At 64.5% G+C, this 15,405-nt stretch carries 18 protein-coding genes; 12 read left to right on the top strand and 6 right to left on the bottom strand.

All coding sequences use genetic code 11. The annotated features are described in order from the left end of the window. Positions 1-3: 3 nt before the first annotated feature. The 5 genes from AC56QX_RS07155 to AC56QX_RS07135 all read left to right on the top strand — a co-directional run bounded on the left by AC56QX_RS07155 (position 4) and on the right by AC56QX_RS07135 (position 4,347). Positions 4-708, top strand: coding sequence for an ROK family protein (locus tag AC56QX_RS07155; RefSeq protein ID WP_497114787.1), 705 nt, complete (start codon positions 4-6; stop codon positions 706-708). Between the two features lie 212 nt (positions 709-920). Then, positions 921-1,379 carry a Ros/MucR family transcriptional regulator gene (locus AC56QX_RS07150; protein WP_497114785.1) on the top strand — a complete coding sequence of 153 codons (459 nt, stop codon included), beginning with the start codon at positions 921-923 and terminating at the stop codon, positions 1,377-1,379. A 123-nt stretch (positions 1,380-1,502) separates the two neighbouring features. Beyond that, on the top strand, positions 1,503-2,603 hold the full coding sequence (locus AC56QX_RS07145; protein ID WP_497114783.1) for an aminotransferase class I/II-fold pyridoxal phosphate-dependent enzyme: 1,101 nt from the start codon (positions 1,503-1,505) through the stop codon (positions 2,601-2,603). A 161-nt stretch (positions 2,604-2,764) separates the two neighbouring features. After that, positions 2,765-4,003, top strand: coding sequence for an MFS transporter (locus AC56QX_RS07140; protein WP_497114781.1), 1,239 nt, complete (start codon positions 2,765-2,767; stop codon positions 4,001-4,003). Between the two features lie 35 nt (positions 4,004-4,038). Further along, on the top strand, positions 4,039-4,347 hold the full coding sequence (locus AC56QX_RS07135) for an NIPSNAP family protein (protein ID WP_477235193.1): 309 nt from the start codon (positions 4,039-4,041) through the stop codon (positions 4,345-4,347). A gap of 51 nt (positions 4,348-4,398) precedes the next feature. Here AC56QX_RS07135 and AC56QX_RS07130 read toward each other — a convergent pair whose 3' ends face one another. The 6 genes from AC56QX_RS07130 to hemC all read right to left on the bottom strand — a co-directional run bounded on the left by AC56QX_RS07130 (position 4,399) and on the right by hemC (position 10,487). Beyond that, the gene (locus AC56QX_RS07130; protein WP_497114779.1) at positions 4,399-5,115 is read right to left on the bottom strand and encodes a glutamine amidotransferase; all 717 of its coding nucleotides are present in this window, start codon (positions 5,113-5,115) and stop codon (positions 4,399-4,401) included. 18 nt (positions 5,116-5,133) lie between these two features. Beyond that, positions 5,134-5,613: a tellurite resistance TerB family protein gene (locus tag AC56QX_RS07125; protein WP_497114777.1), complete on the bottom strand. Its 480-nt coding sequence runs from the start codon at positions 5,611-5,613 to the stop codon at positions 5,134-5,136. Between the two features lie 37 nt (positions 5,614-5,650). Continuing rightward, entirely contained in the window at positions 5,651-7,252 is a 1,602-nt protein-coding gene (locus AC56QX_RS07120) for a heme biosynthesis protein HemY (protein WP_497114774.1), read from the bottom strand. A 10-nt stretch (positions 7,253-7,262) separates the two neighbouring features. Beyond that, positions 7,263-8,732 (bottom strand): COG4223 family protein, encoded by a 1,470-nt coding sequence (locus tag AC56QX_RS07115; protein ID WP_497114772.1) that lies wholly within the window; start codon positions 8,730-8,732, stop codon positions 7,263-7,265. Between the two features lie 109 nt (positions 8,733-8,841). Beyond that, on the bottom strand, positions 8,842-9,558 hold the full coding sequence (locus AC56QX_RS07110; protein ID WP_497114770.1) for a uroporphyrinogen-III synthase: 717 nt from the start codon (positions 9,556-9,558) through the stop codon (positions 8,842-8,844). Positions 9,559-9,560: 2 nt separating this feature from the next. Then, positions 9,561-10,487, bottom strand: coding sequence for a hydroxymethylbilane synthase (gene hemC / locus AC56QX_RS07105; protein ID WP_497114767.1), 927 nt, complete (start codon positions 10,485-10,487; stop codon positions 9,561-9,563). Positions 10,488-10,588: 101 nt separating this feature from the next. Between hemC and tsaD the strand changes: the two genes are divergently transcribed. From tsaD to AC56QX_RS07070, 7 genes are all read left to right on the top strand, one after another. Further along, the gene (gene tsaD / locus AC56QX_RS07100) at positions 10,589-11,674 is read left to right on the top strand and encodes a tRNA (adenosine(37)-N6)-threonylcarbamoyltransferase complex transferase subunit TsaD (RefSeq protein WP_497117701.1); all 1,086 of its coding nucleotides are present in this window, start codon (positions 10,589-10,591) and stop codon (positions 11,672-11,674) included. Continuing rightward, positions 11,671-12,687 carry an NAD(P)H-dependent glycerol-3-phosphate dehydrogenase gene (locus tag AC56QX_RS07095; RefSeq protein ID WP_497114765.1) on the top strand — a complete coding sequence of 339 codons (1,017 nt, stop codon included), beginning with the start codon at positions 11,671-11,673 and terminating at the stop codon, positions 12,685-12,687. The genes tsaD and AC56QX_RS07095 overlap by 4 nt, the downstream gene beginning before the upstream one ends. A gap of 53 nt (positions 12,688-12,740) precedes the next feature. Beyond that, positions 12,741-13,037: a YciI-like protein gene (locus AC56QX_RS07090; RefSeq protein ID WP_027042903.1), complete on the top strand. Its 297-nt coding sequence runs from the start codon at positions 12,741-12,743 to the stop codon at positions 13,035-13,037. A 40-nt stretch (positions 13,038-13,077) separates the two neighbouring features. Further along, on the top strand, positions 13,078-13,503 hold the full coding sequence (locus tag AC56QX_RS07085) for an EVE domain-containing protein (RefSeq protein ID WP_497114763.1): 426 nt from the start codon (positions 13,078-13,080) through the stop codon (positions 13,501-13,503). Then, positions 13,458-14,156, top strand: coding sequence for a class I SAM-dependent methyltransferase (locus AC56QX_RS07080; protein ID WP_497114760.1), 699 nt, complete (start codon positions 13,458-13,460; stop codon positions 14,154-14,156). Before AC56QX_RS07085 ends, AC56QX_RS07080 begins: the two co-directional genes overlap by 46 nt. 69 nt (positions 14,157-14,225) lie before the next feature. Next, positions 14,226-14,642 (top strand): DUF1761 domain-containing protein, encoded by a 417-nt coding sequence (locus AC56QX_RS07075; RefSeq protein ID WP_497114759.1) that lies wholly within the window; start codon positions 14,226-14,228, stop codon positions 14,640-14,642. A gap of 14 nt (positions 14,643-14,656) precedes the next feature. After that, the gene (locus AC56QX_RS07070; protein ID WP_497114757.1) at positions 14,657-15,394 is read left to right on the top strand and encodes a glycosyltransferase family 25 protein; all 738 of its coding nucleotides are present in this window, start codon (positions 14,657-14,659) and stop codon (positions 15,392-15,394) included. Positions 15,395-15,405 lie beyond the last annotated feature (11 nt).

The raw sequence follows: 15,405 nt of genomic DNA, 5'->3' as shown, positions 1-15,405 counted from the left end.
GCGATGGCCGAGGCCGCAAAGCAAACAGCATCCGATGCCGAGAAGATCGTGCTGGCGATCGATATTGGCGGCTCGCACGTCAAGATCCTGACCAGCTCCGGCGGTGAGGAGCGCCGGGCCGATTCCGGCCCGGATCTGACGCCGCAGCAGATGATCGCCACGGTGAAGAAACTCGCCGAGGGCTTGTCCTATGACGTCATCTCGATGGGCTATCCCGGCCCGGTGCGTCACAACAAGCCGGTGCTCGACCCGATGAACCTCGGCAAGGGTTGGACCGGCTTCGATTTCGCCGCGCAATTCGGCAAGCCGGTCAAGGTGGTCAATGATGCATTGATGCAGGCCATCGGCAGTTATGAAGGCGGGCGCATGTTGTTCCTTGGCCTCGGAACCGGCCTCGGCGCGGCGATGATCGCCGACCATGTAGGCCTGCCCATGGAACTCGCCCACCTTCCTTACAAGAAGACCAGGAGCTTCGAGGACTATGTCGGCGAGCGCGGCCTGGAAAGGCGCGGCAAGAAGAAATGGCGCGAATCTGTCTTCGACGTCGTCAACCGGCTGCGCGCCGCCCTGCAGCCAGACTATGTCGTCATTGGCGGCGGCAATGTCGACAAGCTCGACGAGTTACCGGCCGACTCCAGGCGCGGTGACAACACACGTGCCTTCGAAGGCGGATTTCGTCTGTGGCGAGACAAGGCCTTGATCGTCTGATAGTATTACAGTTTAGTATAGTTGTTCAAAATAACGTGTGACGCCGCGCTAAATCATTGCGTTATGCAGATTTGCCGACTAGGAATTTCGCGCACTGCCCGCGTGCTCCACTGGATACGCTAAAGACGCTTCAGCATTTTTTGATTTTTGTGCCTCGTCCTTTCGAAAACGATCCCCATTTTCGAGGCCGGGCGCCATAGACGGAGGAAGAATTGACCGACGATAGCAACGACGCTCGCACCGACCTTCTCGAGCTGACCGCCCACATCGTGTCCGCTTACGTTGAGAAGAACCGCCTGCCCGTCTCCGGCCTGGCCGATCTCATCGCCAGCGTCGCCACCTCGATCGGCGGGCTCGGCAAGCCGGTCGTGCCGGTGGCAGCACCGCTGGTTCCCGCGGTCAACCCGAAGAAGTCGGTGACGCCGGATTTCATCATCTGCCTCGAAGACGGCAAGAAGTTCAAATCGCTGAAGCGCCATCTCGGTGTGCATTTCAACCTGACCCCGGACGCCTACCGCGCCAAATGGGGCTTGCCGTCGGACTATCCGATGGTTGCTCCCAACTACGCCGCCTCGCGCTCGCAATTGGCGAAGTCGATAGGCCTCGGCCGCAAGGCCGTCGAAGTGGTGCCCGTCAAGGCCAAAGTCCGCAAGGTCAAGGTTTCGGCCTGAGCAATTCAGTCCTGAGCCAATATTTAGGACGACTGGAACAGAAGCCTGCCGGCGAACCGCCTTGGCAGGCTTCGTGTTTTTGTGGCTTGGATAGACCAGACAAAAGGTAATCTGGGGGAAGCCATGAACTACACCAGGATGGTGATCGAGAAAGAGGCACCGGAGGAATACGGCTACGACCGTATTCGCTACAATCTCTCCGAAAGCTCGATCGCCGACCAGAAACTCTCCGACATCGGCCTGTCCTTGCCTGATCTGACGCTCTTCTATGGCGAGCATCGCGGCGACAAGGGGTTGCGGGCGTTGATCGCGGCGCAGGATGCCGGCGTTTCGCCCGGTGATGTCCTTGTCACCGCCGGGGCCGCCGGGGCGCTGTTCATCATCTCGACATCGCTTCTGTCGGCGAGCGATCACCTCGTCGTCATCAGGCCCAATTACGCCACCAACATCGAAACCCCACGCGCGATCGGCTGCGCCATCAGCTTTGTCGACCTCGCCTTCGACGACGGCTTTGCCATCGACGTGGAGGCCGTCAAGACAGCGATGCGGCCGAACACGAAACTGATCAGCGTCACCTGTCCGCACAACCCGACCGGCACGATGATGAGCCGCGCCGATCTCGACGCGCTGGTGGCGCTCGCGGAGGCCAGCAACTGTCATCTGCTGGTCGACGAGACCTATCGCGACCTTTCCTATGGCAGGCGCCTGCCGTCGGCGGCCTCGCTGAGCAAGAAGGCGATCAGCGTCTCGTCGCTGTCCAAGGCCTTCGGCATTCCCGGCATCCGCATCGGCTGGCTGATCACCAGCGATGCCGCGCTCCAGGAAAAATTCCTCGCCGCCAAGGAGCAGATCGGCATCTGCGGCAGCGTCATCGACGAAGGCATTGCGCGCGGCATGCTGGAGCGCCGGGATGCCTTCTTGGGCGTGCTGCTGCCCGAAATGGCCAGGCGCCGCGACATCGTCCAGGCCTGGATCGACCGCGAGCCGCTGGTCGACTGGATCAGGCCCGAAGGCGGCGTCGTCGGCTTCCCGCGCCTCAACGTCGAACCCGGTTTCGACCTCGACCGGTTCTATGCGAACCTGCTGGAAGACCACGGCACCTATGTTGGACCGGGCCACTGGTTCGAAATGGAAAAACGCTTCTTCCGCGTCGGTTTTGGCTGGCCGACGGAAGCCGAGTTGCGAGGCGGGCTCGAGGCAATTTCGGCCGCGCTGCGACCGTAACTTCCTTGTGCGATCGAAGGAACAGGCTGAAAATCCCTTGATCCAGCCCTGATTTTAACGCACATCCCGCCGCGAACTTTGTTAGACGTTCCATTGGTCGGACCAGCGCCCATCCGGGAAGTGCCCCGCCGATCAATGCCATCGCAACGGGGCCTCTCTCCATGACACCAGTACAAACTTCACCGGAGCAGCGTTACGCCGCCTTCCGGCACAAAGCCTTCCTCAGCTACTGGACGGCGCGCTTCCTCACCACTTTCGCGACCATGATCGTCTCGGTCGCCGTCGGCTGGCAGATCTATGATCTGACGCGCGATCCCTTCGATCTCGGCATTGTCGGCATCGTCCAGTTCCTGCCGTCGCTGCTCTTGGTGCTTGTCACCGGTGTCGTCGCCGACCGCTTCGGCCGCCGCCTGATCATGGCGCTGGCAACGGTGGTCGAGGCGGGCTGCGCGCTCGTTCTCCTTTACTTCACGCTGCGCGGCCTCGTTAGTCCGCTGCCGATCTTCGTCGTTCTGGCGCTGTTCGGCATGGCGCGCGCCTTTTACGGACCGGCCTCGTCGTCGCTGTTCGCCAATCTGGTGCCGCCGGAGGATTTCGGCAATGCGATTGCCTGGAACTCGTCCGCCTGGCAGACGGCGACCATCGTTGGGCCGGTCGCCGGCGGCCTGCTCTACGGCGTTTCGCCGGAGGCTGCATACGCCGTCGCCTCTGTGCTGATGTTGGTGGCCGGCCTGCTGATCTTCACCATTCCCAAGCCTGCCCAGCAGACCGCCACCGACAAGCCGACGATGGAGACGCTGTTTGCCGGCTTTCGCTACATCTGGAGCGAGAAGATCGTGCTCGGCGCCATCTCGCTCGACCTCTTCGCCGTGCTCCTCTCCGGCGCCTCGGCGCTGCTGCCTGTCTATGCGCGCGATATTCTTGAACTCGGCCCCTGGGGCCTTGGCCTGCTGCGCTCGGCGCCCGGCATCGGCGCCATCTGCGTTGCGGTCTGGCTGGCCGGGCACCCGCTTCGCGACAATGCCGGCAAGATCATGCTCGGCTTCGTCGCGGCATTCGGTGCCTGCACCGTATTGTTTGGCCTGTCGACAGTCACCTGGCTGTCGATCGTCGCACTGGCCCTCCTCGGCGCCACCGACATGTTCAGCGTCTACATCAGGGAAACCTTGATCCAGTTATGGACGCCGGACGAGGTCCGTGGCCGCGTCAATGCCGTCAACCAGGTTTTCGTCGGTGCCTCCAACGAGGTCGGCGAATTCCGCGCCGGCACCATGGCGGCGCTGATCGGTACCGTGCCGGCGGTGGTGATCGGCGGCGTCGGCGCCATCGCGGTCGCCGGGCTGTGGGCGTATCTGTTTCCGCAATTGCGCAAGGTGCGCCACCTCAACGGGCGAAACTGACGCTCAGCAAGAATCACCCTGTCACAGGAGCTCCCATGATCACCTGTTACCTGAAATATGTTATCGACCCTTACAAGCTTGCCGAGTTTGAAGAATACGGCCGTCGCTGGATCGGTCTGGTCAATCGCCTGGGCGGCAACCATCATGGCTATTTCCTTCCCAGCGAAGGAGCGAACAATATCGCCTATGCCATGTTCAGCTTTCCGAGCCTTGCCGACTACGAGGACTATCGCAAGCGGATGGCTGCCGACCCGGAATGCCAGGAGGTGTTTGAAACGGAAAAACGCAATCGCAGCATTCTCAGCTATGAGCGCAGCTTCCTGCGGCCGGTGCTCGAACCCTAGAGAAACGCGAAACGGTTCTCCGTCCGGAATTGCCAAGACAAGGAGACGGAGCTATCGCACCGCCGGCCTGCCGAACACCATGCGCAAAAACTCGTCCAGCCAGCGTTTCAGATGCATGTCCCAGATCAGCCGGCCGCCGAGGTGATCGCGGCCGGGCTGCGCGCCCGGCAATTCGAAGCGATGCTCGCCGCGCACCACCCAGCGCTGCATCATCACCCTTGTCAGTTCGCCATGGAACTGGATGCCCCAGGCATTGTCGCCGTAGCGAAAGGCCTGGTTGGGATAGGTATCGGCCGTCGCCAGCAGCGTCGCGTCCCTCGGCAGTGAAAAGCCCTCGCGGTGGAACTGGTAGACCATGTCAGGCCAGTGCATCAGTGCCCTGCCGGCCTCGGTCGCCTTGAGCGGGTACCAGCCGATCTCGACCAGCCCTTCGCCGTGACCCTCGACCTTGCCGCCGAGATGATTGACCAGCATCTGCGCGCCGAGGCAGATGCCGAGACATGGCCGGTTTTCCCTGAGCGGAATTTCCAGCCAGTTGGTCTCGCGGCGGACGAACTCGTCCTCGTCATTGGCGCTCATCGGCCCGCCGAACACCACCGTGCCGGCATGGCCATCCAGCGTTTCCGGCAAGGAATCGCCCAGTGGCGGGCGGCGGATATCGAGCTCGAAACCCTCTTCGAGCAGCATGTGGCCGACGCGTCCGGGGCTCGAATTCTCCTGGTGCAGCACGATCAGGATCTTTGGCTTCGAACTCGTTCTGCGCGGCATCGTCAGGCGAAATCCCGTCTATTCGTCGCTGGACGTTCCACGCGCACCCGGCACCTGCGCCGCCGCCTTGCGGCGCGCCTCGACCCGGTCGTGGCGCTCGACGCCGATCAGCTCGGCGACACGCCAGACCGTATTGTCCTCGAGCTCGTGCAGCTCGCCATCGGCATAGACGATCTCCCACATCAGGCCGATGAAGGCCTTGCGCCCCTCGGCGTCGAGATGGCGCTTGAGCACGCTGGTGAAGGCATAGAGATCGATCGCCTCATTGTCGGCACGCTCGCCGGCGGCGGCGAGCGCTTCGAGTTCGGCACCGCTGATCGAGTAGCTTTCGGAGAGCACCGCCTTGAACCGCTCCCACTCGACATCCTGGCGCACGCCGTCGGCATTCATCACATGGTAGAGCAGCGCCGAGGCCGCGACGCGCGGATCATCCGTGCTGGCATGCGCGCTGGACGCGGCCGGTAAATCCCTGAGAAACGACAGAACGCGTTCGAACATCAATCCATTCCCCAACGGCCCAAGGGCCGGCCCAATATCAAAACAGCCGGAACCGGCGCGGCGACTTTTCCGCTTCCTCGTCCGGATCGACGCCTGGATCGTCCGGCAAGCGCGCCAGTTCTTCCGCCGGCTCGACGGCCTCGGCATCAGCCGGCACCGCTGCGAAGGCAGCGGCCGTGACCGGCGTGACATGATCTTCGCTTCTATCGGTTCCTTTGCCGGTTGCCTCGCTGCCCTGGACAGCATGATCGACGACGTCGACCGGCTTTTCCGACACCGGCCTGGCCGGCGCTTCGATAGCGACAACTGCGGCGTCCGGCACATCGTCACGGCTGTCGATCAACTGGCCAAGCCGTTCCATCGGCGCGCGCCACTCGAAGGCGTCCAGCCGTCCAGTGACCGGCGATACCGGCGCCCAGCGCTCGGAAACCACGCCATCGGCGACCCAGGCCGGATCGCGCGGCGCCCGCACCGCCTTGGACAGCAGCTGCCGCACCTTGCCCTGGTCGCCGGTCTCGGCCTCCTCGATATCGGCCAAAAGCAGATAGGCACCCTCGCGGCGGTCCATCCGGATCGCGGCCTCGGCTTCGCGCCGGGCGGTCAGGAAATCCTGCGCGTCGAGCGCGGCACGCGCCACCGTCATCGACGATTCGGCGTGGTTCTTCTTCATTTCCTGCAGCTTCTTCGCCCTGTTGAGCCGGTCGAGTACGGCATCGCCCGGCCTTGCATGGGTATAGAGCTCGGCAATCTCCGGATGCGGCTCGGCCTTCCACGCGGCTTCGAGGACCTTCGAGCCCTTGCGCACATCGTTCTGCTTGAACAGGGCGGCGGCGGCGGCAACGGCGGCAGGCGCGAAATCCGGCTGCAGCTTGTTGGCTTCGAGCGCCGCCGTCCTTGCCGTGGCAGGATCGCTGCCGGCGAGCGCCTGCGCCTTGGCGGTCAACAGCACGGCGCGGCGGCGGTTGGCGGCGTCGCGTTCGATCTGCCGCGTCGACTTCTGCGCATCGACGAGTTTCAAGGCGCCGTCCCAATCGCCGCGCGCGGTCAGCTCTTCCAGCGTCGATTCGGCTGCCCAGGCCAGTTGCGGCGCCACGGCGGCGGCACGGCCGGCATAGTGCCGCGCGGCGTTGCGGTCGCCGAGCCGTTCGGCTTCGAGATAAAGCCCGCGCAGGCCGAGCAGCCGCATTTCGGGATCGTCGAGCATGCTCTCGAACTTTTGGCGCGCGCCTTCATGATCGCCTTCGAGCAGCGACGCCTGCGCCTCGAGCAGATGGATCAGCGGTTCCTGGTCGGAGCGAATCAGCTTGGCCGCTTCCTTGGTCTTCTTGCGGGCCAGCGCGCCATCGCCGGCGCCGGCCGCGATCATGCCGGTCGACAGCGCCTGATAGCCACGGTCGCGGCGGCGCACGCGGAAATAGCGCGAGATGGTGTAGGGGCTGTTCCACAGCGACTTGACCAGCCACCACAGGATCATCACAGCGGCAACGACGGTGACGACGGCCACCGCCGCCACCATCAGGCTGACCTGATACTGATAGCCGTTGAAGGTGACGACCATATCGCCCGGCCGGTCGGCCAGCCAGGCAAAGCCCAGCCCGAGCGCGAAGACGACGATGAGGAAGGCGAGCAGGCGGATCATAGTGTTGCCCTCATGCCTTCATCGCGCCGGAGATCAGCGCGTCGACCTGGGTTTCGACCTCGATGCGCGCCTTCAGTTTGCCGGCAAAATCGGCGCCCGCCGCCTTCACAGCTTCGGGCAGCGTGCCATATTCGCTGAGCGCCTTGGCATAGTCGCCCTGGGTGACCGCAACCTCCATGCGCGCCACGGTTTCCGGCGCGCCAGGGCCTTCGACGGCACCAATCGGCCGGACCTTGACCAGCGATTCGGCGCTCGACATCAGGTTCTGCAGGAAGCCGGCATTCTCATCGGCCGGCGTTGCGGCGGCGACCATGGCATTGGCGGCGGCATCCATCTGCGAGGCGATCTCGGTGCGGGTGGGCACGCCCTTTTCGGCATAGGGCCGCAAAGTCGCGATCTCAGGCGCATTAGGCGAAATCGCGGCCAGCGTATCGAGTTCGGCCGAGAACGGCGCACCGCGTTCGAGCGCCGACTTCAAAGCCGACGCGGCGATGGCGAGCGCGATCTTCGGCTGTCCTGCCGCCGCCTCGACCTTGCCGGAAAGCTGCGACACCGACTGCTCAAGCGCCGTGAGCCTACCATCCTGCGCCTTCGCCGCCTCGCCGGCGGACTTCACCTGCGCGTCGAGATCGGCCAGCTTTTCGTTGAGCGGGCCAAGATCGACGGGTGCCGCGCTGCCGGCCTTGCCGAGGGCGGCGACCGCGGTTTCGATCTGCTTGACCTTGTCGCCAAGGGCGGCAAGCCCGGCATTGTCGCCTGCGCCGCCCTGTTCGACCGCCGATTTCAGCGCAGCGACATCGGCCTTTACCTGCTCCAGGCCCGAGGAGAGCCCGACCATTTTGGCCTCTGCGTCGTTGTTGCCGCCGCCCTCCTTCAGGCCGGCGATGTCGCTCTTCAGCGAAGCAATCTCGCCATTGACGCCGTCCAGCGAGACACCGGCGCCGGAACCCGGTGCGCCGAGCAGACCGGCAAATTGCAGGCCGCCGGCGCCGACCAGCGCGATGACACCGCCGATGATGCCGGCGGCGACGCCGTTGAGGCCGCCACGCTTTGCCGCAGCAGGTGTTGGCGCCATCTTTTCGTCCCGCGTCTGAGTTTTCGCCTTGCCGTCGTCGCTGCGCTTCGCCGATGCATCCTCGAAATTGTAGTCGGATGCCTTGGTGCGGCTGGTGGGGGGCGTATCCGAACCCGGATAGGGCAGGTCCGGCTCAGCGGCTTTGGCCTCCGCGGATGTGTTTGCTTCGGGCGATGCTGCGGCGGCATCGGTATGCTCCCAAGGCTCGAGATCGGCTTGGTCGGCATGCACCGGCTCTTCAGGAATCTCGGCTTGAGAGGTGGTCTCCACCAGCGCTTCTTCGGCGTCAGACTCCGGCTTGGCGGCATCCTCGTCGACGACGCGCGAGACAGCGCCCGGCTCGAGATCGATGGTCACCGGCTCGCGGCGGCTTTTCGAGTGTCGCATCTTCGGCGTCTTGACCATGCCGGGGCTCCGCAAATTCGCTTCGTCTCAACGCCTGGCGGCGTGTGATGGTTCAGAAAGGGTCTAGCACATCACCAAGCGGTGAAAAGGGGCGGTGTGATGACGCGGCTCAGGGCAGCACCCGCAAAAGTGCCAGCAGCGCCTCCTCGTCGGGCTGTGGGGCAATGCCGATTGCTTTGCCAGCACTGGCGTTGAAAGCAGCGGCGATGCGCGCGGAAAGAGCGAAAAAACGCGCCTTTTCAAAGACCTCTTGCAGAGCCGGCCGTCTGGCCAGAACCTGCATCGCGGCCGCCGCCTTGGCCGAATAGAGCAGCACCGCATCGATCGGTTGGCCGGATAGTCGTGCTAGGACCGTCTCGTCCGAATACCGCATCGGAATCGTATCGTATGTCTCCACGGCACGGACCTGGATGCCAGCCGCAGCCAGTCGCTCCTCAAACACCGGAAACCGCACGCGGCCGCAGAGATAGACGATCGTCTTGTCCCGCAGCTCTGCCACGATGCCGTCGGCCAGCGCCTCGGCATCGCCAGAGCCTTCAATGACGGACGAAAAGCCCATCTTGCGCGCCGCTTCGCCGGTTCTCGCTCCCACGGCATGGCAAGGCAGAGCAGCAAGCGCCGCGATCACCTCTTTTGAAGCAAGGCGCACCGCATTGGCGCTGGTGACGGCAACGGCGACAGCCTCATCTGGAATGAGCCCGGCATCGACCGGCAAGACCACAGTTTCGGTCAAAGGCAGAACAACCGGCTGGAATCCCATGTCCTGAAGCCGCCGCGCCGTGCGCGATGCGCCCGGTTCCGGCCTGGTCACCAGGACGCGAAGCATGTTCAGAGCCAGCCGTCGAAGAATTTTTCGCCGGCCTTGGCCCGCACCGTCCGCGCGGCCTCATCACCGATGCGGGCGGCATCCTGTGCCGGCCCCTGCAGCTCGACCGTGTGCGACTGGATGCCGTCGGGCGAGATGATCAGCCCGGCGAAAGAGAGTTTTCCGGCCTCGATCGCCGCATGGCCGGCGATCGGCGTGCGGCAGGAACCGTCGAGCGCCGCCAGGAAGGCGCGCTCGCAAGCGAGCGCCTGTCCGGTCGGCACGTCGTGGATCGCCATCAGCATCTTTTCGACGCCGCCATCGCCGATGCGGGTCTCGATGCCGATCGCGCCCTGTCCGGGTGCGGGTGGAAAGATGTCGAGCGGTATCAGGTCGGTAACGACATGTTCGAGCCCCAGCCGCTTCAGCCCAGCATAGGCGAGGATAGTGCCGGCGGCGACCCCTTCGTCCAGCTTGCGCAGCCGCGTCTGCACATTGCCGCGGAACATCACCACGTCGAGATCCGGCCGCATGCGGCGGATCAGCGCCTGCCGCCTGAGCGACGACGAGCCGATTTTTGTCCCGTGCGGCAGTTCGGCAATCGTCTTCACCGCCTTGCCGACAAAGGCGTCGCGCGCGTCCTCGCGCGGCAGGAAGGCGGAGAGCTCCAGGCCTTCGGGCAATTGCGTCGGCATGTCCTTCGACGAATGCACGGCGATGTCGATCGCGCCGGCGAGCAGCGCTTCCTCGATCTCCTTGGTGAACAGGCCCTTGCCGCCGGCTTCCGACAGCGGACGATCCTGGATGCGGTCGCCGCTGGTCGAGATGACGACGACCTCGAACGCCTCCGCCGGCAGGCCGTGCGCGGCCATCAGCCGCGCCTGGGTTTCATGCGCCTGTGCCAACGCCAGCGGGCTGCCGCGTGTTCCGATTTTCAAGATTGTTTGCATGGCGCGCGGTCCGTGATAACCCCCGGCTGGCTTTGCGTTTCCGGCATTCTCCCTAACGAGGAACGTACGGCTACACAATCTCTAGGGATAGCGACGAATTGATCCGCGTTCTGGGCATTGAGACGAGTTGTGACGAGACCGCCGCCAGCGTCGTGGCACTGGAGGGCGATGCCGCGCCGAAAATCCTGTCCAATGTCGTGCTTTCCCAGATCGAGGAGCATGCCGCCTTCGGTGGTGTCGTGCCCGAGATCGCCGCGCGCGCTCATGTCGAGGCGCTGGACGGCATCATCGAGGCGGCCCTTGCCGATTCGGGCACGGCCCTTGCCGATATCGATGCCATCGCCGCCACCGCCGGCCCAGGCCTGGTCGGCGGCCTGATCGTCGGGCTGATGACGGCCAAGGCGATCGCCGCGGCGGCAGGCAAGCCGCTGATCGCCATCAACCACCTCGAAGGCCACGCCTTGACGGCGCGGCTGACCGACGGGCTCGAATTCCCCTATCTGCTGCTGCTGGTCTCCGGCGGCCACACGCAGATCCTCGCCGTGCGCGGCGTCGGCGACTATCAGCGCTGGGCCACCACCATCGACGACGCGCTCGGCGAAGCCTTCGACAAGACCGCCAAGATGCTCGGCTTGCCCTATCCCGGCGGGCCGAATGTCGAAAAGGCGGCACAGAGCGGCAATGCCGCGCGCTTTGCCTTTCCCCGCCCCATGAAGGGCTCGGCGCAGCCCGACTTCTCCTTCTCCGGCCTGAAGACCGCCGTGCGCCAGGCAGCAACGGCGATCGAGCCGCTGAGCGACCAGGACGTCGCCGACATCTGCGCCTCATTCCAGGCGGCGGTCGCCGATGCGCTGGCCGACCGCGTTTCGCGCGCGCTGGCACGATTCAGCCAGACATTCCCCGGCACGAGAAAGCCCGCGCTGGTGGTCGCCGGCGGCGTCGCCGCCAACCGCACCATCAAGGCAACGCTGGAGCGGCTCTGCACCGACGCCGGTTTCACCTTCGTCGCGCCGCCGCTTAAACTTTGCACCGACAATGCGGCGATGATCGCCTGGGCCGGCATCGAACGGCTGCGGGAAGGCATGGCGCAGGAGAACGGCTTCGATTTCGTGCCGCGCTCGCGCTGGCCGCTGGACAGCATCTCGGCGCCGATGGTCGGCTCCGGCCGGCGCGGAGCCAAGGCATGACTGCTGAAGCCAAAAACAATCCCGACAAAAGCGGCTGGCGCGTCACCGTGCTCGGCGGCGGCGCCTGGGGCACGGCGCTGGCGCTGGCCATGCTGCGTGCCGGCCATAAGGTGCGCCTGTTCGCGCGCGACCCGGAGACCGTGGCCGCCATCGGCCAAGGCCAGAACCCGCGCTATCTGCCCGGCATCGCCATTGCGCCCGGCATCGAAGCGACATCAGACATCAAGGCAGCGCTCGCTGGCGCCGATTGCGTGCTGGCGGTGACCCCGGCGCAATCCTTGCGGGCGACGCTGGCGGCGGCGAAAGACCATGTGCCTCCTGGCATCCCGCTTGTTCTTTGCGCCAAGGGCATCGAGCGCGACACCGGCGCCTTGCTGTCGGCAATCGTCGAGCAGATCCTGCCGCGAAACCCGGTCGCCGCGCTGTCCGGCCCGAGCTTCGCCACCGATGTTGCCAGGGGCTTGCCGACAGCTGTGGTGGTCGCCGCCGGCGACGAGGCGCTGGCCGCCGACCTTGCCGCCCGCTTCTCCGCCGAAAACCTGCGCTGCTATTCGAGCGACGACCTCATCGGGGTCGAGATCGGCGGCGCCTTGAAGAATGTCTTTGCCATTGCCTCGGGTGCTGTCACCGGCGCCGGGCTTGGTGCCAGCGCCCAGGCCGCCATGGTGACGCGCGGCTTCGTCGAACTGCGCCGCATCGGTGCCGCCTTCGGCGCCAGGCCCGAGACCTTGATGGGGCTTTCCGGCCTTGGCGACCTGCTGCTGACCTGCTCGTCGGCGCAATCGCGCAATTTCGCCTATGGGCTGGCGCTCGGGCAAGGCAAGGCGCTTGCCGGACTGCCGCTGGCCGAGGGCGTGCCGACGGCGGCGATCGCCGCCCGCATCGCCGCCGAGCGCGGCATCGACGCGCCGATCATCGCCGCCGTGGCTGCCATACTGGACGGCACCATCACCATCCGCCAGGCCGTGACCGCCTTGATGACCCGGCCGCTGAAAACCGAAACCAACGATTGATCCCGACCACTTTGATCCCCAAAAACTCGATCCCATCGACCAGGAGAAAGACCATGCTGTTTGCTTTTGTTTGCAAGGACAAGCCCGGAAGCCTGCAGGTGCGCCTCGACACGCGGCCCGTGCATGTCGCCTTCCTCGAAGGCCTGAATGCGGAGAAGAAACTGGCTTTTGCCGGTCCGTTCCTCGATGCCGACGGCAAGCCCAATGGCAGTCTCGTCGTCGTCGAGGCGCCTGACCTGGCGGCAGCGCAGGCCTTGTCGGCCGCCGACCCCTATGCCAAGGCCGGGCTGTTCGAAAGCGTCGAAATCCGCCAGTGGAACTGGACGTTCAACAAGCCGGCGGCTAGTTAATTTCCGATAGCCCGCAATTGGCTCGCAAGGAGGAGAAAGAATGAACTACTGGCTGTTCAAATCGGAGCCTTTCAAGTTCTCCTTCGAGATGCTGAAGGCCAAGGGCAAGGCCGGCACGCAATGGGACGGCGTGCGCAACTACGCCGCCCGCAACAACATGAAGGCGATGCAGATCGGCGATCTCGGTTTCTTCTACCATTCCAATGAGGGGCTCAACATCGTCGGCATCGCCGAAGTCTGCGCCTTGGCCCATCCCGACACCACTTCGGATGATCCGCGCTGGGAATGCGTCGACATCCGCGCCGTCAGGGACGTGCCGAACCCGCCCACACTGGAACAGGTCAAGGCCAACCCAAAACTTGCCGAGATGGCGCTGGTGCGGCTCGGGCGGCTTTCCGTGCAGCCGGTCACTCCGGCGGAATGGAAGGAAGTCTGCCGCATGGGCGGCCTGACGCCTGCTCCGTGACGGCGCTCACCCCACACAGCGCCAAGCAATTCATTCTCGACAACACGGCGCTGATGGCGCCGCCGCATGTGCCGGAGATTGTTCTGCGCCTCGCCGATGAAGCGCACGATCTTTGGCAGCGGACCGAGGACGAACTGGTCGAGATCGGCCTGCCGCCGCCCTTCTGGGCCTTTGCCTGGGCCGGCGGCCAAGGCCTCGCCCGCTATATCCTGGACAATCCCGACACGGTGCGAGGCAATCGCGTGCTCGACTTCGCCTCGGGCTCCGGCCTTGTCGCCATTGCCGCCGCCAAGGCGGGTGCTGCTCAAGTGATCGCCGCCGACATCGACCCGTTCTGCGCCACCGCGATCCGCCTCAACAGCGAGGCCAATGGCGTCGGCATCGAATTCCTCGGCACGGACTGTATCGGCACCGATGCCGGCTGGGACGTGATCCTGGCCGGTGACGTTTTCTACGACAAATCCTTCGCCGATAGCCTGATGCCGTGGTTCGCGACGCTCAAGGCGCGCGGCGCCGCGATCTTCGTCGGTGACCCCGGCCGGTCGTATATGCCCAAAGCCGGCCTGGAGCCGCTTGCGGTCTATGAGGTCGCCGTCACCCGGGCACTGGAGGATTCCCTGGTCAAGCGCACCACCGTCTGGCGCTTTGCTTGACGCCATCGCCGAAGCGCTTGATACAACGGGCATGCAGTTCGTATGGCCTGCATCTGGAGGGGGAAGCTCATGGATTTTTCAGCAGTGAACTGGCTGGCGGTGATCGTCGCCGCCATCGTCGCCTGGTTGTTCGGCGCCGCCTGGTACATGGCGTTGAGCAAGCCGTGGCTGAAGGCCGCCAGGCTCGATCCGGCGACGATGAAGAAATCGCCGCTGCCTTTCATTATCAGCTTCATCGCCGAACTGCTCATGGCCACCATCATGGCGCTGGTTGTCGGCGCCATGACCGGTGGTGAACCGACATGGCTTGCCGGGCTTATCTTCGGCTTCGTGCTTTGGCTGGGTTTTGTCGCCACGACGCTGTCGGTCAACCATCGCTACGAGAATTTCGGCTGGGACTTGACCCTCATCGACGGCGGCCACTGGCTGGGTGTCTTGTTGATCATCGGCGCGGTGATCGGCTGGTTCGGCGCCGTGGCAAGCTGAACGGTACGTTGACGATGGCAGACGGATTTCCACGCGACCTGGTGTTCACCCGGATCTGCCACGTCAAGCAGGGCTATGACGACCGGCGCCGCCACATCGTCCGCGAATTCGAGCGGCGTGGCGTACCGGTCTATTTCTACACGGACTGGGACCGGCCCGATATCACGCCGGAGATCCGCAACGAGCTGGTCGCGCCTGCCTTTACCCACCCGCCGGCCGTCTCGCTGGCGCTGAAGCATGTCGGCATCTGGCGCGACTTCCTCGAGACCGACCTGCCCTATTGCCTGGTCTTCGAGGATGACGTCTTCCTCGCCCGCGACTTCGTCGCCAAGTTCCGGCAAGGGCTGGCTGAGCTCGGCAGCCCCGCGCGCAAGGCCGTCATCTATCTCGGCAATGGCAGCAACTACTACACGCCGAGCTGGAAACTGCGGAAGGGCCAAAGACTCTACCCGGCGCTGCATGCCAGATGCACCGATTCCTACCTCATCACCCGACCGGTCGCCGAAGCCCGTTGTGCCTGGATCGAGCAGAACAAGATCTACACCTCGATCGACCACCAGGTCGAACAGATGGACGAGAAGCTCGGCATTGAAATGCTGTGGTTCGAGCGGCCCATTGTCGAACAAGGCAGCGAGAACGGAGCGTTTCAAACATCCATTTCCGCGAAAAACTACCCGCGTTTGTACAAGAGCCTGAAATGGACGTGGAAGAAATACACTCGCATGATCTTCGGCCACAACGCCCGGTCGTGACCGAAAGACCG

Source organism: Mesorhizobium sp. RCAM 06353, from assembly GCF_059683585.1.
This window is presented reverse-complemented; position numbering and strand designations above follow the sequence as displayed.